We start from the raw sequence: 18,025 nt of genomic DNA, 5'->3' as shown, positions 1-18,025 counted from the left end.
GCCATCAAAAACCCTTGAGCCAGGACAATGAATCGGAAGGCAAGCGGCCATTACGTCTTAGGAGGTAACGGGCCGCTGAGGCGAAATCGCCCTTTCGAGGGCTTATCTGCACGGCCACCTGCCACTAGCGTGACCGGGTCGCCCGCACGTGCGCGAGCGACGTATCCACAAGAAAAACAATAAGGAGATACTCCGTGCAGAGCGTTCTCAAACCGCTTGCGGCAATCATTCTGCTCACCTGTACGACCGGTACGGCCACCGCCAATAGCGGACCGTTCAGCCAGTTCGTTGTGTTCGGCGACTCGTTGAGCGACGCCGGCAACTTTCCCGACCTGCAAAGTCCGACACTCGGCGGCAACCCCACCGGCGGATTACGCTTCACCAACCGCACCGGCCCTACGTATGGTGCGGGCGAATATATCGGCGAGGTTGGCACACAACGATTGGCCAGCATGCTCGGCCTTCAATCGCTGCCTTCCACGCCGCTGTTACCGGCAATACTCACAGGCAATCCGGACGGCACCAACTATGCCGTTGGTGGCTATCGCACAGATCAGATCCTCGACTCGATAACCGGCGATTCGACTGTCTCAATCAACGGCCTCTCCCGCACCCGCCTTGGTTATCTGCGGGAATATCCGCGAGTCGACAGTAACGCGCTGTACTACCTGAACGGCGGCGGCAATGACATTTTCCAGGGGCGAGACATGCTCTTGGCAGCGAGCGACTTGGCCGAGGGCGTCAGAGCTCTGCAGGCAGCCGGGGCCCGCTACATCATCGTCTCCGATCTGCCCGATGTCGGCAGCACGCCGCTTGGCACACTTAATAACGTGACCGATATTTGGAATGATCTGACTACAGACTTCAATACGGAGCTGGCGAGCCGCCTGCAAGCCCAGGGCGGCAACTATGTGCTGGTGAATAACCGCCTGCTCTTGTCGGAAGTTCGCGCTGACCTTGCCGCATTCGGTTTTGACCCGAACGTGGCACAAACCGCTGTTTGCTTCGATTCTTCATCTTCTACCCCTTGCCTGCCTGACCCGACCTACGGCCTTGGCGGCACCGCCCCGGACCCTAATCGCCTGATGTTCAATGATGGCGTCCATCCGACCACCGCCGTTCACCAGATCAGCGCCGATTACCTCTACTCGATCATCGCCGCCCCGTGGGAAATCTCGCTGCTGCCAGAAATGGGCCGGTCCGCACTGCGCGCTCACTTGCAGCAACTGGACAACGAGCTGTCAGCCCAGCGTGGCAACTGGCAGGCGGTCGGTGCATGGCGCACTTTCGTCCAGGGTGGTTACAACCGGCCTGAGTACGACGGTTACGGTGGCGGAGACGGCCACGGGCTGAGCGTGTCGGTGGGTGTTACCCAGCGCCTGAGCGATGCCTGGCTGGGCGGAGTCAGCCTGGGTCTGGCGGAAAACTCCCTGGAACTGGGAAGAAACGACTCGGACTACGACATGCGCAGCTACCTCGCCACGGCTTTTGCGCGCTACGAGCAGCAGCGCCTGTTCGCCGACTTCAGCCTTAGCGTCGGTTACCTCGATTACCACGATCTGAAGCGGACCTTTGCCTTGGGCATCACCGAGCGAGCGGAAAAGGGGGACACCGAAGGTACGCTCTGGGGAGCCGCGGCCAAGGCTGGCTTCAACCTCATGCAGCCCGGTGACCAGCTGCAGTTCGGCCCGTTCATAGGCGCGAGCTACCAAAAGATCGAGGTCGACGGCTACAGCGAAAAAGGGACACGGTCGACCGCGCTGAGCTATCACGATCAGGAGTTGAAATCGCTGCGTCTTTCGCTCGGACTGTTCGGCGACTACGCCCTAACCGAGCGCACGCGGCTGTTCGGCGAAGTGGCGCGGGAGGTGGAACGTGAGGACGAGGATCGCCAAGATCTGCGCATGTCGCTGAACAGCGTACCGGGCAACACCTTCGAGCTGCCGGGTGCGGTACCGACCGGCGACCAGACGCGCTTCAGCCTTGGCCTGGCGCACCGTTTGACGCCAGGTCTGTCGTTGCGCGCCAACTACCACTACCGGGGCAACGACAACCGCGACCACGGGCTGGGGTTATCACTGGCCTGGGACTTGTAAGCAGCTACGCGGGGAGATGCCGCCGCCGCGAATAGGCGCGGCGGTGGCGAACTTCCGAGTCAGCGACCGTCAATCTGCCCTTGCAGGTTGGCGATCTGGCTCTGCATGGCATTGATGGTACGGGTGACCTGGGCGCGGAAGGAGTCGAACTCCGCCGTGTTGGTAGCGCTCGGTGCCGGACGGTTGTCCAGTTGGCTGCGCAATACCATGATGTCCTGCTCCAGACGGCTGATCGCCTGATTCTGATTGCCGCCCTGCTTCAGCGCGGCCACATCCTTGCTCAGAGCATCGAGCCGACCGGCCAGCTTGGCTTGCTCGTTCAATGTCGACTTCAATGATGCCTGCTCGCTGCCCAGCGTGTTGACGGTTTCCGTCAATGTCGCGGTGGTGCCTTGTTGAGCCTGAAGATCGGTACCCAGACGCTCGAAGCGCTTGCCCTGCTCTTCCAGGCGCTGATCCTGATTGCCCTGCCGGCCGGCCAGGCTTTGCTGCTCGGTGGCGAAGGCCTGCTGCTTGCGACCGAGTTCCACGGTCTGTTGCTCAAGCTGCTTGATGCGCAGCTTCACCGCCTCGCTTTCAGTGGTCACGTTGGACTCGGTCGCGACGACCTTGCCGGAAATGTCCTGCAACCGCCCCGCGGCATCTTCGCTGATGCGGGCGAAGCTCTCCTGAGTGGCAACCAACTGCATTTCCAGCATGGCGATCTTCTGATAGCTCCACCAGCCAAGCGCGCCGAGGCTGATCAGCAAGGCCAGCACCACGACCCACAGCGGAGCCGTACTCGCTTTGCTGCCGCCGCCGCTCGCGCGGCGCTTTTGTCGCGAGCGACCGTCATCGGGAGGTTCGGCCGCGGGTCGCCGCATCGGCTCGAGATCCGGCGCCGGATAGGGCTCCACGCGATCACGGCCTGTGGTCAGGCTGGGGATGTTGTCCAGTTCGTCGTGAGCATCGTTGCGCATGGGGTACCTTCAATGGCGCGAAGCGAAAAACAGCGCGCAGTATAACGATTCGGGAAGCAGCCATCAGCGATGGCGCCTCTGCCGACTAGATGCACCGCGGTAGGGCATCGCGCTGCTTGTGAAACGCATCACAGTGCACCGAAACCCAGATCGCCTGACGGTGAGACACCTACGCAGCGAGCGCGAGACATGACGCAAATCCTGCAAGCCTCACCAGCTGCGCCCTGCACTTGCCTGCAGTGGCTTTCAAAAAGTATCAGCGCAACTTGGTACGCGGCTTGCTATGCCTCTCATGCCAGCGGATAGACACTTCCGACACGGATGTCGGGCCTTAGGGCAATCACGAGGAAACACAGCATGGAGCTGAACAAAGCGGTTATCGACTGCATGCGCAGCCTGCGACGCAGACTTCGCGATGAGCAGCAACTCGACATCCATCTCAACCAACCGGATGCGGTATCGGCCATGCTTACCGGGTGCATGCACTCGAATGACGAGCTGACCCGCGAACTCGGCCGCCAGCTCGCCGTCTTCAGCGACCAGTTGCCGCCGCCCGTGCCGCGCCCATCGTCCAGCTCAAGCAACACCAAGGTGCGCATCTATCGAGGCCAGCGAGTTCTCGCCTGAGCCTGTCAATCGACCAGCAACCAACCACTGGCGCAACGCACCAGGTGCCGAGTCAATTCGTCGAGTAATTGCCCGCCATTGCGCCAGTGGTGCCAGTACAACGGCACGTCGATCGGCGGTCCGGACAGCACATCGACCAATTCCCCGCGCGCAAGTTCGCCACGCACCTGCAACTCCGGCACCAATCCCCAACCCAGCCCACTCAGCAGCAGACGCACGAACCCCTCGGAAGACGGGCACAAGTGGTGGATGAATGCCTCGCCGCCGCCAACTGCCGCCATGTAGCGATGTTGCAGCTGGTCGTCCGGGCCGAAGACCACAGCCGGCACGCGCGCGAGGTCACCGGGCGCTGCCGGCTGTTTGAAATGCCTACTGACAAACGCCGGACTGGCTAGTGCGCGATAGCGCATTGCACCGAGAAACTGGCTACGCGCACCCGCCAATGGGCGCTCCGCAGCGCAGACGCAGGCGGCAACCTCCCCGGCGCGCATCCGTTTGAGCCCGACGGCTTGGTCTTCCACTACGTGGTCGAGCAAAACCCGATGCTCGGCGCAAAACGGCGCCACCGCCCCGGCCCACCATGTCGCCAGGCTGTCGGCATTCAAGGCGATCCGTAATCGCTCCGGCAACCGGTTCTCGTCCAGTGCCGGAACCTGCCCTTGCAGATCACGCTCGAGCAGCCGCACCTGCTGCACGTGATTGAGCAGGCGCTGGCCTAGCTCGGTCGGCCTGGGTGGACTATCACGCAACAGCACCGGCTGACCAACGCGCGCTTCGAGCAGCTTGATTCGCTGCGATATGGCCGACTGCGAAAGCCCCAACGCCTGTGCAGCACGCTCGAAGCCGGCTTGCTCCACGACTGCGGCAAGCGCGGCGAGCAACTTGTAATCGAACATCAGATTTCCTAATGCCACCTGACCATAATTTGTTTCTCTTATAGCTCGCCACTTAGCAGACTCGCCAGCAGAAAACGAAAGAGGCGTAGGTTATGAATGCGATCTGGCAAAGCTATATCAACGGTTTACTGGTGGCCGCCGGCCTGATCATGGCCATCGGCGCGCAGAACGCCTTCGTGCTCGCGCAGAGCTTGCGCCGGGAACATCATCTTCCAGTGGCGGCGCTGTGCATTGTCTGTGACGTATTGCTGGTCAGTGTCGGCGTGTTCGGCCTGGCGGCGGTACTGGCGAGCAATCCGCTGCTGCTGGAAGTCACCCGCTGGGGCGGCGTGGCTTTCCTCGTCTGGTACGGCACGCTCGCGCTGCGCCGGGCGGCCAAGCCGCGAAGCTTGCGCAGCGCCGACGCGCAACCGCGTCCGCTGCGCGCGGTATTGCTGGCCGCGCTGGCCGTTACCCTGCTCAACCCGCACGTCTATCTCGATACCGTAGTGCTGATCGGATCACTCGGCGCACAACAGCCCGAGCCGGGCGCCTATACATTGGGTGCCGCTAGCGCCTCGACGCTGTGGTTCATGACTCTCGCGCTCGGCGGAGCCTGGCTTGCGCCCTGGCTGGCCCGTCCGCTGACCTGGCGCCTGATCGACCTCGGTGTCGCGGCCATGATGTTTGCGATTGCCGCGCAGCTGGCATTCGCTGGCTGACGCCTTTGCACGCGACATCCCACCGCGGGCCAATTAGCAGATCGAAAGGAACGCCACAGCCGGCGGCGCGGTCCACGCAAGGCGCAGCCAGTCATTCGCAACCGATGCATTGTCCCGGCAACCCCTCTGGAACCTATATTCCATACAGTTGCCGCGTGGTTTTGCCGCAGGTCGGGTGCTATGATCGCTGGCTCGCAGACATGGAGCGGAAGGCTTCAGTCTGTCTGTTCGGCCGACCGTGAACGGCCAGAGATTGCGCAAGCATGTAGCGAGCGAAGGGTACTACCGAGGTCTGGGCGGGACGCGTATTTCGCGCCTGCTGACCGGCATCGCCGGCACCGCCTCGTACGTTCCTTCCAGCTGGCCGCATCAATCCTCGACACCTGAGTAGGAGATACATCATGGCTTTCGAATTGCCGCCGCTGCCGTACAAAAAAAATGCTCTCGAGCCGCACATGTCCGCCGAGACGCTCGAGTTCCACCACGACAAGCACCACGCTGCTTACGTGACCAACCTGAACAACCTGATCCCGGGCACCGAGTTCGAAGGCAAGGACCTGGAAAGCATCATCAAGACCTCTTCCGGCGGAATCTTCAACAACGCCGCTCAGGTCTGGAACCACACCTTCTTCTGGAACTGCCTGGCACAAAACGCTGGTGGCCAGCCGACCGGCGCGCTGGCTGATGCCATCAACGCCTCCTTCGGCTCCTTCGACAAGTTCAAGGAAGAGTTCACCAAGACCGCCATCGGCACCTTCGGCTCCGGCTGGGCCTGGCTGGTCAAGAAGTCCGACGGTAGCCTGGGCCTGGCGAGCACTATCGGCGCCGGCAACCCGATGACTGCAGGCGACAAGCCGCTGCTGACCTGCGACGTCTGGGAGCATGCCTACTACATCGACTACCGCAACGCCCGTCCGAAATTTGTCGAAGCGTTCTGGAACCTGGTCAACTGGGACTTCGTCGCGAAGAACTTCGCAGGCTGAGTCACTGAACCAGCGTCATGGAAATGCCCGCACTCAATGCGGGCATTTTCATTTAAGGCTTCGGCCTTGCCTGCCGCTATACAAATGCAGGCCAAGAAATATACATCGCCTTACGTTAGCGGTATTCGGCGCGCAATGTTTCCTTAGGATTGCTTCGTTGTACTTGCATCCTATGACGTACTGCCGGCACAGTCGGAGCTGCTGTCCTCCCTGGTGTTAATCAGCCCTTTGACGACTGCCGAATGACTAACAATACTTCCGCAACCGAGCGTCGGCACGGAAAAGGACCTTCATTTGAAGCTGGAAATGCGCAATAGCCTGTCGCGTAAGCTCCTGCGTGTCGTCCTGCTATCAGCGCTGGCGGTAGGGCTGGTGCTCAGCTGCGCGCAGATCATCTTCGGCGCATACAAGACGCGCCAGCTGATCGAGGCCGACGCCCAACGTATCCTGCGCATGACTCGCGACCCTTCTACTCAGGCGATCTACAGCCTCGACCGCGAGATGGGCGCGCAGGTGATGGAAGGGCTCTTCCAGCACGAGTCGATTCGCATGGCATCCATCGGCCATCCGGACGAAGGCATGCTGGCGCTGAAGATCAGACCGCCTATCGATCTGCCGACCCGCTGGCTGACCGACCCGATCCTCCACCGCGACCGGCAGTTCTCGATCCCGCTCATCGGCAAACCGCCCTACAACGAATATTACGGCGAGCTGCGCATCACCCTGGACACGGCCCAATATGGCCAGGATTTCGTCAACGACTCCATCGTGATCTTCATCGTCGGCATCCTGCGCGCGCTTACCTTGGGCTTTGTGCTCTTTCTGATCTACCAGTGGCTGCTGACCCGGCCGCTGACCAAGCTCATCGAGCACCTGGCGCAGATCAACCCGGACCGCCCCGGCGAGCACAAGCTGCCGATGATCAGAGGTCACGAGCGCAACGAACTGGGCCTTTGGGTGGAAACGGCCAACGGGCTGCTCGCCTCTATCGAACACAACATGCATCTGCGTCTGGAAGCTGAAAGCAGCCTGCATCGGATGACCCAGTACGACTCGCTGACCGGATTACCCAACCGACAGCAGCTCCAACACCAGCTCGACCATATCCTCGACGAGGCGCGCCGTTTGCAGCGGCGCGTCGCGGTGCTCTGCCTGGGCCTTGACGACTTCAAGGGCATCAACGAGCAGTACAGCTACCAGACCGGCGACTGCCTGCTCAAGGCGCTGGCCGACCGCTTACGCGGCTCCGCAGGCCGACTCGGTGCACTGGCACGATTGGGTGGTGATCAGTTCGTGCTGGTGCTGAGCGGCATCGAGCAACCGTATGAAGCCGCTGAGCTGGCACAGGCGCTACTCGACGACCTGGAAAACCCGATCGATCTCGATCAGGACCCGATTCGGCTGCGGGCCACCATCGGTATCACGCTTTATCCGGAGGATGGCGACAACACCGAGAAGCTGCTGCAGAAAGCCGAGCAGACCATGACCCTCGCCAAGAGCCGCTCGCGCAACCGTTACCAGTTCTATGTGGCCAGCATCGACAGTGAAATGCGCGCTCGCCGGGAACTGGAAAAGGACCTCAGCGAAGCCCTCAAGCGCGACGAGTTCCATCTGGTCTATCAGCCTCAGGTGGACTATCGGCAGAATCGCATCACTGGCGTCGAAGCGCTGATTCGCTGGAAACATCCACAAGGCAGGCTGGTGCCCCCGGATCTGTTCATCCCTCTGGCTGAGCAGAACGGCAGCATCATCGAGATCGGCAAATGGGTACTTGACCAGGCCTGCAGCCAATTGCGTCGCTGGCATGCCGAAGGACATACCGGTTTGCGTGTGGCGGTGAATCTCTCCACGGTGCAACTGCGCCACCCGGAACTGCCGGCCATGATCGGCGAGCTGCTACAGACCCATCAGCTGCCCGCCGAAACCCTGGAGCTGGAGGTGACCGAGACAGGCCTGATGGAGGACATCGACGCCGCCGCAAACAACCTGCACAGCCTGCGGCGTTCCGGTGCGCTGATTGCGATCGATGATTTCGGTACTGGTTATTCCTCGCTCAGCTATCTCAAGAGCCTGCCGCTGGACAAGATCAAGATCGACAAGAGCTTCGTCCAGGACATTGGCCAGGACGAAGGCGCAACCATCGTCCGGGCGATCATCCAGCTCGGCAAGAGCCTGGGTATGACGGTGATCGCCGAGGGTGTCGAGACACCGGAGCAGGAAGCCTATCTGATCGCCGAGGGCTGTCAGGAGGGCCAGGGCTACTACTACAGCAAGCCGCTGGCGGCCGCTGATCTTGACCTGCTGCTGCGCCAGTCGGCGCCTTTTGATCGGGCGGGTAATTCCGAGCTGCGTTAGGCCGGCAAGCCTAAGCCTTAGCTGCCCGTTCGACGCCAGGCAGTCGCCCGAACGCTGGCCAGGCGCGAGGACTTCGTCCACACTTTCCGCCCTTTTTCGGCCATCCACGGCCTACGGCGAGCCCTCAATGAAACGCTTCGTACTTCTGGATACCGCCGCGATCCCCACCGGCGGCGCCTTGTGCCTGTTCGAATACGGCGATGACTTCGTCATCAAGATCCAGGGCGGCAACGGCAACCAGCTGATGAACACGCGTACCCATGGTTCGGAAGACGCGTTGGCCGAGATCCCCTGCAAACGGATCGCTTCGCGCCCGCAGGCACGCGTCCTGATCGGCGGACTGGGTATGGGCTTCACCCTCGCCTCCGCCCTGCGCCACCTCGGACAGGACGCCGAGGTACTGGTAGCCGAATTGGTGCCAGGGGTGATCGAGTGGAACCGCGGTGCGCTCGGCGAGAAGTCCGGACACCCGCTGCGCGACAGCCGCGCCGAGGTGCTCAATCAGGACGTCGCGGAGTTGCTGCAACAGCAGCCTCAGGGCTTCGATGCAATCATGCTGGACGTCGATAATGGCCCCGAAGGTTTGACGCAGAAGAGCAACAGTTGGCTCTATTCACTGGACGGTCTGAATGCCTGTGCCCGCGCGCTGCGTCCGTCCGGCGTGCTCGCCGTATGGTCGGCCAGCGCCGACAGGGCTTTCTCCGACAAGCTTGCCAAGGCCGGCTTCAAGGCCGAAGAAGTGCAGGTGTTCGCTCACGGCAACCGCGGCACGCGTCATACCATCTGGATCGCCGAAAAGCGCAAGCGCTGAGCAGGTCGCTGGGTGTTACCAGGCGGTAATACCGAACTGCATCGCCAGCCATACGGCACCTGCCAGGCACATGACTGCACCTCCTGTGGCCTGCCAATAGAAGCGCCGGGTGATGACCTCCTCCCCGTGACTGGACAGCACAAAGGGTAGCGCTTCACTTGGGCGCGCCAATTGATGTTGTTCCGGGGCGGCGCTCTTCTGCCGATGACGATCCTCGGCTTCGAACCGCGCGGCCAGGTGGACGCGATTCCATTCATGCTCGTCCAGTTGCCCATCGGCATTGCTGTCGAAACGCTGCAGAAGGCCGGCGTAGTCGCCCTTCCACTGACGGATCACTTCACGTTTGGCTGACGACAGATCGAGGCCTTGGCGCCCGCCGCCGGTGGTGCGAAAGTCGCCAATTGCGTACAGCGGTTCGCCCTCGTGCAGCCGCTCCTCGGTGTAGCGATAGCGTTTACCACTGCTCAGCAGGCTCAGCCAGCCACTCGGGGCGATGCCGCGCGGGTGACGCAGGCTGCCGGTCCATACCTTGCGAAAAGCAGGATGCACCTCGGCACCGCGCGGATCAATCAGGCACTCGCCCGTGGCATCGGCCAGGCGCAACCAGGCTTCGCTGGTGCCACGCTCCAATACGCTCCAACTGCTGCGCTTGCCATTGGAGCGATACTCCTCGATGCAGTAGCGCCACCATAGACAGGGCTCGCCCGTAAGCGGCGCCACCGATTGCGGCACGGACAGTTCACACAGCATGCCGACCAGCTCGACGTAGCCTTGAGCCGCCGAGCGGATGCGTGAAGTCGGCGTATCGAGCAGATGGCGCGCGCGCGACCAGCGGCTGATACAGACCCAGGCGCCGCCAAGGCAGAGCGCAGCGGCTAGGGCGAAGGTGAAGATCTGGCCGAGATCCATTTCAGCCGAACAGCGCCTTCAGATCGACGTCGGCCTTCTCCGCCTCGCTGAATTGCAGCAGCGCGGCCTCCTTGAATCCAAACGTCCGGGCCAGCAGCACATCGGGGAATTGCTCGATGCGTACGTTGTTCAGGTTGACCGCCTCGTTGTACAGCTCGCGGCGGTCGGCGATGCCGCTTTCCAGCCCACTGATGCGTTGCTGCAGGTGCCGGAAGCTCTCGTTGGCCTTCAGCTCGGGGTAATTCTCGGCCAGCGCGAACAGTCGACCCAGTCCGGCACGCAGCCCGGTTTCGGCCTGCCCCAGCGCACCGACATCGCCCTGCTCCCGCGCGCTGGAAACCGCGTTGCGCGCGCTGATCACCTGCTCCAGCGTATTGCGTTCGTGCTGCATGTACTGCCGACAGGTTTCCACTAGTTTGGGCAGCTCTTCATGCCGCTGGCGCAGCAGCACGTCGATGTTCGCCCAGGCCTTGCCGACGCCATGTTTCAGGCGCACCAGGCCGTTATAGAGAATCACCGCATAGGCGGCGACGAGGAACAGCACTACCAGCACAACTACCGCGCTCAGGCTCATGACATCTCCATATCTGGGCTGCAAAACGCCAGCATTCTACCGGTTGCGCTGACACGGAAGAGAGAGCCCGTGCACGCATTGGCTTTGCACAAAATGAAAATCTTTCGCATTATTGAGCGCTTCCGAGCAGCCCTCGGCTTCGTTCACTCGCACGCAAAGGAACCCGCACATGCTACGCACCCCCATCTGGGCAACCGCCAGCCTCCTCGCTGTCGCCATCTCGCTCGCCGGTTGCGGTGAAGACAAGACACCAACCAACCAGACCGCTGCACCGCAAAGCACAACCGAGAGCGTGCCGGCTGAACAGGCGCAGACGCCCGATGAGCAGGCGGCAAAAGCAGTCGTCGGCCACTACGCCGATCTGGCGCTGGCCGTTTTCAGCGACGCGCACAGCACTGCAGTGCAACTCCAGCAGGCAATCGATGCGTTGCTCGCCAACCCCAGCGAAGAAACCCTGCAGGCCGCTCGCCAAGAGTGGCTGGCTGCCCGTGTTCCGTACATGCAGAGCGAAGTGTTCCGCTTCGGCAACCCGGTCGTCGATGAGTGGGAAGGCCAGCTCAACGCCTGGCCGCTCGACGAAGGCCTGATCGACTACGTCGAAGGTGATTACCAGCACGCGCTCGGCAACCCGGGCGCCAACGCCAACATCATCGCCAATACCGAACTGCAGATCGGCGAAGACAAGATCGATACCCGCGAAATCACCGCCGAGCTGCTGACCAGCCTCAACGAGCTCGCCGGCTCCGAGGCCAACGTCGCCACCGGCTACCACGCCATTGAATTCCTGCTCTGGGGCCAGGACCTCAACGGCACCGGCCCGGGCGCCGGCGAGCGTCCGCATACAGACTACGTCGTAGGCGAAGGCTGCACGGGTGACAACTGCGACCGTCGCCGCACTTACCTGAAAGTCGCGACCGATCTGCTGGTCAGCGACCTGCAGGAAATGGTCGAGCAGTGGCAGCCAGGCGCGGAGAACTACCGTGCCAGCCTGGAAGCCGAATCGGGTGAGAACGGCCTGCGCAAGATGCTCTTCGGCATGGGCAGCCTCTCGCTCGGCGAACTGGCCGGCGAACGCATGAAGGTCGCACTGGAAGCCAACTCCACCGAAGACGAGCACGACTGCTTCAGTGACAACACGCACAACTCGCATTACTTCAACGCCCGCGGCATTCGCAACGTCTATCTGGGCGAATACAAGCGCGTGGACGGCAGCACCTTGACCGGCCCGAGCCTTGCCTCGCTGGTGCAGGGCGTCAGCCCTGAAGTGGACAGCACACTGAAGACCGACCTGGAGACCACCGAAGCCAAGCTGCAAGTGCTGGTCGAAAGTGCCAACAACGGCGAAGCCTTCGACCAGCTGATCGCTGCGGACAACGCCGAAGGTCAGGAAAAGGTGCGTAGCGCCATCGCCGCCCTGGTCAAGCAGACCGCCTCCATCGAACAGGCGGCCGCTGCCCTCAACATCAGTGACCTCAACCCCGACACGGCCGATCACGAGTTCTGATCGGCATCGACACGGGTGCAGCGCTTGCGCCCGTGTCGCATCACCAATCAACCCTCTGCTGCCGGTGCGCCACCGCAGTAATCCGCAAATGCAAATCCCTCTTATTCAAATTAGATTAGCCTGCTAAGATTGCGCGGCTTAATTCACCGCTCTGCAGGTAATCCAATGCGCCCGCTGTTTCGCCGCCTCTTTCCGTTGCTGGCCTTGGCTCTGGCCGCCTGCGGCAACGACGAAACGCCGCGTTTCGAACAACCCGAGCCCGGTGAAGCACTTTCTGGCGGCAGCACCACCGTCATGAAATTCGACCACAACGCCTTCTCGATGCCTTCGGCCAACCTGGCGCCGATGCGTCGGCTCGACTTCAGCGTAGGCAACAGCTTCTTCCGCAACCCTTGGGTCATTGCTCCCGCCTCCACTACGGCGCGCGACGGCCTTGGTCCGTTGTTCAACACCAACGCCTGCCAGAACTGCCACATCAAGGACGGTCGAGGCCATCCGCCTGCAGCCGGCGCAGCCAGCGCCGTATCCATGCTGGTGCGACTGTCGATTCCGGCAGGACCGGAGCACGCCGAAGTCGTTCATGAACGCGGCATCGCCCCTGAGCCGAGCTACGGCGGTCAGCTGCAGGACATGGCGATTCCTGGCGTCGCACCGGAAGGCAAGGTGCGTCTGCGCTATTCGACCGAGCGTGTGCGCTTCGCCGACGGCAGTGAAGTCGAGCTACGCAAACCGCTAATCGAACTGAGCGAACTGGGCTACGGCGATATGCATCCGAACACCCAGATGTCGCTGCGCATCGCGCCGCCGATGATTGGCCTCGGCCTGCTCGAAGCCATTCCCGAGGAGGCCCTGCTGGCCAATGCCGACCCCGATGACCGCGACGGCAACGGCATTTCCGGACGCCCCAACCGGGTCTTCGATCAAACCACCCGGCAAACCGTGATGGGCCGCTTCGGCTGGAAGGCCGGCCAACCGAGCCTGAATCAGCAGAATGCCGACGCCTTCTTCAACGACATGGGATTGTCCACCAGCCTGCTCAGCGGCAGCAGCTGCACCGAGCGGCAGACGGATTGCCGCGCCATGCCTGACGGTGGCGAGCCGGAAGTGAGTGACAACATCCTCGCCCAGATCCTGTTTTACACCCGCAATCTCGGCGTACCGGCGCGGCGCAACGTTGGTGATTCTCAGGTGCTCGCCGGCAAGACGCTGTTTCACCGTGCTGGCTGTCAGAACTGCCATGTACCGCAGTTCACCACCGCCGCCGACGCAGCGGAACCGGAGCTGGCCAACCAGCTCATCCGCCCCTATACCGACCTGCTTCTGCATGACATGGGCGAAGGCCTGGCCGATCACCGACCGGAGTTCGAGGCCAATGGTCGCGAATGGCGTACGCCGCCGCTCTGGGGCATCGGCCTGACGCAGACGGTCAGCGGGCATACCCAACTCCTTCACGACGGGCGTGCCCGTAGTCTGCTCGAAGCCATACTCTGGCATGGCGGCGAAGCGGAGAAATCCCGCCAGATCGTACTGGGCTTCGATCAGGAACAACGCAACGCGCTACTGAGCTTCCTCGAGTCGCTCTAAATGCCATCCAATCCAAGCTTTTTCGGCGCGAAAGCGCTGTAACGGCCTAGCCGACGAGGACACCATGATCCGTTCCAACTCCCTGCGCATTGCCAGTGGCAGCCTGTTTGCCGCGCTTGTGTTGAGCGCCTGCACCCCGACTGACCCGCAAGCTGAAACCAGCAAGGCGCTGGTCGATGGCGTGCTGTTGCCGAGCTACACCCAGTGGGCCGAGGCGGACCGCCGCCTGGCTGCAAGCGCTATTGCCTACTGCGCTGACAATCAGACAACCGAGGAGGCACGCGCGGCGTTCGTGCATGCACAGACCGCCTGGGCCGGCTTGCAGCCGCTGCTGATCGGCCCCATGGGCGAAGGCAATCTGGCCTGGCAGGTGCAATTCTGGCCCGACAAGAAGAATCTGGTCGCGCGCCAGGTCACGGCATTGCTTAGCGCCAAACCCGACCTTACCCAGGCCGATCTGGATGGCGCCAGCGTCGTGGTACAGGGCCTGAGCGCCTACGAATACATCCTCTTCGACAGCAGCATCGACCTCGGTGACAGCGCCACCAAAACGCGCTATTGCCCGTTGTTGACGGCTATCGGCGAGCACCAGCAGAAACTCGCCGCCAACGTGCTGCAGCAATGGCAAGACAAGGACGGCATGGCCGACCAGCTGCGCAGCTTCCCCAACGAACATTACGCCGAGCCGAGCGAAGCGATCGCCGAGCTGCTGCGGGTTCAGGTCACCGCACTCGACGGCCTGAAGAAAAAACTCGGCGCCCCGCTCGGTCGGCAGAGCAAGGGGCATCCGCAGCCGTATCAGGCCGAAGGCTGGCGCAGCGACACGACCCTGGCGAGCATCAGCGCGGCCGTCAAAGGCGCCGAAAGCCTGTGGCTGGGCGCCGATCAGGATGGCTTGCGCAAGCTGCTCGGCGCCGAGCAAGCAGACCTGGCCAAGCGCATCGACGCCGGTTACGCCGAACTGCTGCAGCAACTGGCCGGCATGACCCAACCGTTCGGCAAGCTGCTGTCCAGCGAAGAGGGTCGTACCGAGCTCGACGGGCTGTACCAACGGATCGACCGCCTGCATCGCCTGCACCAGCTGGAGCTGGCACGCGCGCTTGGTGTGCAGATCGGCTTTAACGCACACGACGGGGACTGATCATGAGGCGCCGCACCCTGCTTGGCCTGACCGGCGCCGTGCTTGCCGCTGGCGGTATAACCGGCTGGACGCTGACCCGTCATGGCGGACAGCCGGTGTTGCTGTCGGCGCGCAACGACAGTAACGGTCAACACTACGCGGTCGGCTACCGTCTCGACGGCAGCCAGGTATTCGCCACCCCTGTCGCCGAGCGCTGCCACGATGTTTACCCGCACCCGTACCTGCCGCTAGCGGTGTTCGTCGGTCGTCGCCCGAGTCGCGAAAGTTATCTGATCGACTCGCGTGACGGGCGCTTGCTGCAGACGCTGACGTCGCCGGCCCACCGCCACTTCTACGGTCACGGTGTGTTTCACAAGGAAGGCGAGTGGTTTTACACCACGGAGAACGACACCTCCGATGCCGGCCGCGGCGTACTCGGCGTCTATCGATTGGAAGGCCGCCAACTGCTGCGCGTCGGCGAGCACGCGACCCACGGAGTCGGCCCGCATCAGCTGTTGTGGATGCCGGACGGCGAAACCCTGGTCATCGCCAACGGCGGTATCCGCACCGAGGCCGACAGCCGCGAGATGATGAATCTCGCCGCCATGGAGCCGAGCCTGGTCCTGCTGCGCCGCGACGGCACCCTGATCAGCAAGGAACAGCTACCCGAGCAGATGAACAGCGTCCGCCACCTCGCCGTGGCGGCAGACGGCACTGTCGTGAGCGGTCAGCAATACGAAGGCGACCCAATGGACCGCGTACCGCTGCTGGCAATCAAGCGGCCGGGGCAAGCCTTCCAGCACTTCCCGCTTGGCGAGGCGCAGCGGCAGATCATGAACCAATACACCGCAAGCCTCGCCATTCACGACGAATTGCGCCTGCTGGCGGTGACCGCGCCGCGCGGTAACAAGGTCTTCATCTGGGATCTGGACAGCGCCGAACTGCGACAGGAAGCGCACCTACCCGACTGCGCCGGCGTCGCCGCGGTTGCCGAAGGCTTCGTGGTCAGTTCTGGCCAGGGCCGTTGCCGATTGTTCGACTGCCGCGGCAAGCAGATCGCCAGTACGCCGCTGGAGCTGCCGGCAGGGCTCTGGGACAACCACCTGCGCATCGTCTAGCTCAAGACAACGCTCACACCGCCGATACATCAAGGTAACGGCAGGGATGCTCATTGTTGTTTCATCACGCAACGAGACCTTGCCATGCTCCAAAAATCCCTGCGCGCTCAAATTCTCGCGCTGATCGGCGGCAGTCTTCTGCTGACGCTGCTCATCGCCCTCGTCTGCATTCGCATGCTCAGCGGTAACATCGATCACTTCCAGAAGCTGCTCGACGGCCCGCTGGCCGAACTGCAACTGATCGACGAGGCCAACCTCGAGTTCAAGGTGCAGGTCCAGGAATGGAAGAACGTGCTGCTGCGCGGCAAGCAGTCCGACACTCGCGCCCGCTACTGGAGCCAGTTCGAGAGCCAGGAAACCAAGGTGCAGAAAATCCTTGGCGACCTGCTCGTGCTGAGCGCGGACGAGCCCACCCTTGCGGCTCAAATCGAGCGTCTGCGTAACGAGCACCGTACCCTTGGCGTGGCCTACCGCAAAGGCCTGACCGACTACATCGCCGCTGACGCCGACCCGCTAGCAGGGGACGCCGCCGTAGCCGGGATCGATCGGGCGACCAGTGCTCAACTCAGCGAGCTGGTCAACCAGCTGCATGACGCCGCCGAGCAGCGCTCGGAAACCATTCGTGCCGATGCCGAAACCACCGCAATGCTGGGCCCGGTCATCATGATTCTGGCCGCGGTGGTGGTCGCCCTGCTGAGCCTGTGGCTAGTCAATCGGCAGATCATCGAGCCGATTCGCAGTCTGATCGAACACATCGCCCGCCTGAGCCAGGGCAAGTTCAGCGACCGCGTCGACGCCAGCCGCGCCGACGAGCTGGGCCGTCTCGCCGTCGCCGCCAATGTGCTGCGCGATTTCCTGGCCGACACCTTCACCCGCCTGCGGCAGAGCACCTCCAATCTGGACAGCGCCAGCGGCGAACTCAGCGCCATCGCCAAAATGATGGCCGACGGCACCCGGGAGCAGTTCTCGCGTACCGACCAGGTCGCCACGGCGATGCACGAGATGTCTGCGACCGCTCAGGAAGTATCGCGCCACGCTGCCGAGGCAGCCCAGGCCGCCGATGCTGCCGACCACGCCGCACAGCAGGGTGAGACGGTCATGCGGGCGACCATCGCCACCATCACCGAGATGAGCGGTGAAATCGCCAACACGGCAGCCGTCATTCGCCGCCTCGAAGGCGACAGCGGACGCATCGGCAAGGTGCTGGAGGTGATCCGCGGGATCGCCGATCAGACCAACCTGCTGGCGCTCAACGCGGCCATCGAAGCCGCCCGCGCAGGCGATGCCGGTCGCGGCTTTGCCGTAGTGGCCGACGAGGTGCGCACCCTGGCACAACGCACCGCCGAATCAACCGCTGAAATCCATCAGATCATCGATACCGTGCAGACTGGCGCCAGCAACGCAGTGCGCGCCATCGAGAACGGCCAAACACGCAGCGAACAAGGCGTCGGCCAGGTGACCGAGGCTGGCCAGATGCTGCAGCGCATCACCGAAGCGGTCGAGGCGATTCGCGACATGAACCGCCAGATCGCCACCGCTGCCGAGGAGCAGACAGCAGTGGCCGAAGACATCTCGCGCAACATCACCGAGATCACTTCGATCGCCACCATCAACCAGCAGAACGTGGAGCGGACCGAAACCGCAAGTCAGAACCTTCATGGCCTGTCGGCACAGCTCACCGAAGTCACTCAGCGCCTTGCCGGCTGACCGATAGCGGGGTGGGCCGGCAAACAGTCGTCCATCCCGACCTTCAGCGGTTTTCACCCTACCTGCCTCTTTACTTGGCCC

The 18,025-nt window shown here is 62.6% G+C and carries 15 protein-coding genes; 11 read left to right on the top strand and 4 right to left on the bottom strand.

Going from position 1 to position 18,025, the window contains the following annotated elements:
* The first annotated feature begins 194 nt into the window (after positions 1–194).
* Positions 195–2,096: an autotransporter domain-containing protein gene (locus SM130_RS05135; RefSeq protein WP_102823071.1), complete on the top strand. Its 1,902-nt coding sequence runs from the start codon at positions 195–197 to the stop codon at positions 2,094–2,096.
* 59 nt (positions 2,097–2,155) lie between these two features.
* Here SM130_RS05135 and SM130_RS05130 read toward each other — a convergent pair whose 3' ends face one another.
* Positions 2,156–3,055: an ATPase gene (locus SM130_RS05130; RefSeq protein WP_102823070.1), complete on the bottom strand. Its 900-nt coding sequence runs from the start codon at positions 3,053–3,055 to the stop codon at positions 2,156–2,158.
* A gap of 357 nt (positions 3,056–3,412) precedes the next feature.
* Here SM130_RS05130 and SM130_RS05125 point away from each other — a divergent pair, with 357 nt between their 5' ends.
* A complete protein-coding gene (locus tag SM130_RS05125; RefSeq protein WP_102823069.1) occupies positions 3,413–3,682 on the top strand; it encodes a hypothetical protein in 270 nt (89 codons plus the stop codon).
* Positions 3,683–3,687: 5 nt separating this feature from the next.
* Here SM130_RS05125 and SM130_RS05120 read toward each other — a convergent pair whose 3' ends face one another.
* Positions 3,688–4,578, bottom strand: a complete 891-nt coding sequence (locus SM130_RS05120; RefSeq protein WP_102823068.1) for a LysR family transcriptional regulator ArgP — start codon at positions 4,576–4,578, stop codon at positions 3,688–3,690.
* Between the two features lie 92 nt (positions 4,579–4,670).
* Between SM130_RS05120 and SM130_RS05115 the strand changes: the two genes are divergently transcribed.
* The 4 genes from SM130_RS05115 (at position 4,671) to SM130_RS05100 (ending at position 9,428) form a co-directional block, all read left to right on the top strand.
* On the top strand, positions 4,671–5,279 hold the full coding sequence (locus SM130_RS05115; RefSeq protein WP_102823067.1) for a LysE/ArgO family amino acid transporter: 609 nt from the start codon (positions 4,671–4,673) through the stop codon (positions 5,277–5,279).
* Positions 5,280–5,680: 401 nt separating this feature from the next.
* On the top strand, positions 5,681–6,262 hold the full coding sequence (locus SM130_RS05110; protein ID WP_102823066.1) for a superoxide dismutase: 582 nt from the start codon (positions 5,681–5,683) through the stop codon (positions 6,260–6,262).
* 294 nt (positions 6,263–6,556) lie between these two features.
* On the top strand, positions 6,557–8,617 hold the full coding sequence (locus SM130_RS05105) for a putative bifunctional diguanylate cyclase/phosphodiesterase (RefSeq protein WP_102823065.1): 2,061 nt from the start codon (positions 6,557–6,559) through the stop codon (positions 8,615–8,617).
* Positions 8,618–8,744: 127 nt separating this feature from the next.
* Positions 8,745–9,428 carry a spermidine synthase gene (locus SM130_RS05100; protein ID WP_102823064.1) on the top strand — a complete coding sequence of 228 codons (684 nt, stop codon included), beginning with the start codon at positions 8,745–8,747 and terminating at the stop codon, positions 9,426–9,428.
* 15 nt (positions 9,429–9,443) lie between these two features.
* Here the strand turns inward: SM130_RS05100 and SM130_RS05095 are convergent, their stop codons facing one another.
* Together SM130_RS05095 and SM130_RS05090 are read right to left on the bottom strand one after the other, a co-directional pair.
* Positions 9,444–10,337: a GIDE domain-containing protein gene (locus tag SM130_RS05095; RefSeq protein WP_102823063.1), complete on the bottom strand. Its 894-nt coding sequence runs from the start codon at positions 10,335–10,337 to the stop codon at positions 9,444–9,446.
* Between the two features lies 1 nt (position 10,338).
* Entirely contained in the window at positions 10,339–10,911 is a 573-nt protein-coding gene (locus SM130_RS05090) for a LemA family protein (RefSeq protein ID WP_102823062.1), read from the bottom strand.
* A gap of 169 nt (positions 10,912–11,080) precedes the next feature.
* Between SM130_RS05090 and SM130_RS05085 the strand changes: the two genes are divergently transcribed.
* The 5 genes from SM130_RS05085 to SM130_RS05065 all read left to right on the top strand — a co-directional run bounded on the left by SM130_RS05085 (position 11,081) and on the right by SM130_RS05065 (position 17,944).
* Positions 11,081–12,415, top strand: coding sequence for an imelysin family protein (locus tag SM130_RS05085; RefSeq protein WP_102823061.1), 1,335 nt, complete (start codon positions 11,081–11,083; stop codon positions 12,413–12,415).
* Between the two features lie 165 nt (positions 12,416–12,580).
* A complete protein-coding gene (locus tag SM130_RS05080; protein WP_102823060.1) occupies positions 12,581–13,999 on the top strand; it encodes a di-heme oxidoredictase family protein in 1,419 nt (472 codons plus the stop codon).
* 64 nt (positions 14,000–14,063) lie between these two features.
* On the top strand, positions 14,064–15,140 hold the full coding sequence (locus SM130_RS05075; protein WP_102823059.1) for an imelysin family protein: 1,077 nt from the start codon (positions 14,064–14,066) through the stop codon (positions 15,138–15,140).
* Between the two features lie 2 nt (positions 15,141–15,142).
* Positions 15,143–16,237, top strand: a complete 1,095-nt coding sequence (locus tag SM130_RS05070; RefSeq protein ID WP_102823058.1) for a DUF1513 domain-containing protein — start codon at positions 15,143–15,145, stop codon at positions 16,235–16,237.
* A gap of 84 nt (positions 16,238–16,321) precedes the next feature.
* A complete protein-coding gene (locus tag SM130_RS05065) occupies positions 16,322–17,944 on the top strand; it encodes a methyl-accepting chemotaxis protein (RefSeq protein WP_102823057.1) in 1,623 nt (540 codons plus the stop codon).
* The last annotated feature ends 81 nt before the right edge of the window (positions 17,945–18,025 follow it).

This window comes from Stutzerimonas stutzeri (assembly GCF_038561965.1).
Taxonomy (GTDB): Bacteria; Pseudomonadota; Gammaproteobacteria; order Pseudomonadales; family Pseudomonadaceae; genus Stutzerimonas; species Stutzerimonas stutzeri_AA.
This window is presented reverse-complemented; position numbering and strand designations above follow the sequence as displayed.

What these genes read in the sequence shown, in the direction of transcription:
- SM130_RS05085 (WP_102823061.1), top strand. Translation starts at nt 11,081, where the DNA reads ATGCTACGCACCCCCATCTGGGCAACCGCCAGCCTCCTCGCTGTCGCC.
- SM130_RS05065 (WP_102823057.1), top strand. Translation starts at nt 16,322, where the DNA reads ATGCTCCAAAAATCCCTGCGCGCTCAAATTCTCGCGCTGATCGGCGGC.
- SM130_RS05120 (WP_102823068.1), bottom strand. Translation starts at nt 4,578, where the DNA reads ATGTTCGATTACAAGTTGCTCGCCGCGCTTGCCGCAGTCGTGGAGCAA.
- SM130_RS05100 (WP_102823064.1), top strand. Translation starts at nt 8,745, where the DNA reads ATGAAACGCTTCGTACTTCTGGATACCGCCGCGATCCCCACCGGCGGC.
- SM130_RS05080 (WP_102823060.1), top strand. Translation starts at nt 12,581, where the DNA reads ATGCGCCCGCTGTTTCGCCGCCTCTTTCCGTTGCTGGCCTTGGCTCTG.
- SM130_RS05125 (WP_102823069.1), top strand. Translation starts at nt 3,413, where the DNA reads ATGGAGCTGAACAAAGCGGTTATCGACTGCATGCGCAGCCTGCGACGC.
- SM130_RS05130 (WP_102823070.1), bottom strand. Translation starts at nt 3,055, where the DNA reads ATGCGCAACGATGCTCACGACGAACTGGACAACATCCCCAGCCTGACC.
- SM130_RS05090 (WP_102823062.1), bottom strand. Translation starts at nt 10,911, where the DNA reads ATGAGCCTGAGCGCGGTAGTTGTGCTGGTAGTGCTGTTCCTCGTCGCC.
- SM130_RS05095 (WP_102823063.1), bottom strand. Translation starts at nt 10,337, where the DNA reads ATGGATCTCGGCCAGATCTTCACCTTCGCCCTAGCCGCTGCGCTCTGC.
- SM130_RS05115 (WP_102823067.1), top strand. Translation starts at nt 4,671, where the DNA reads ATGAATGCGATCTGGCAAAGCTATATCAACGGTTTACTGGTGGCCGCC.
- SM130_RS05070 (WP_102823058.1), top strand. Translation starts at nt 15,143, where the DNA reads ATGAGGCGCCGCACCCTGCTTGGCCTGACCGGCGCCGTGCTTGCCGCT.
- SM130_RS05110 (WP_102823066.1), top strand. Translation starts at nt 5,681, where the DNA reads ATGGCTTTCGAATTGCCGCCGCTGCCGTACAAAAAAAATGCTCTCGAG.
- SM130_RS05075 (WP_102823059.1), top strand. Translation starts at nt 14,064, where the DNA reads ATGATCCGTTCCAACTCCCTGCGCATTGCCAGTGGCAGCCTGTTTGCC.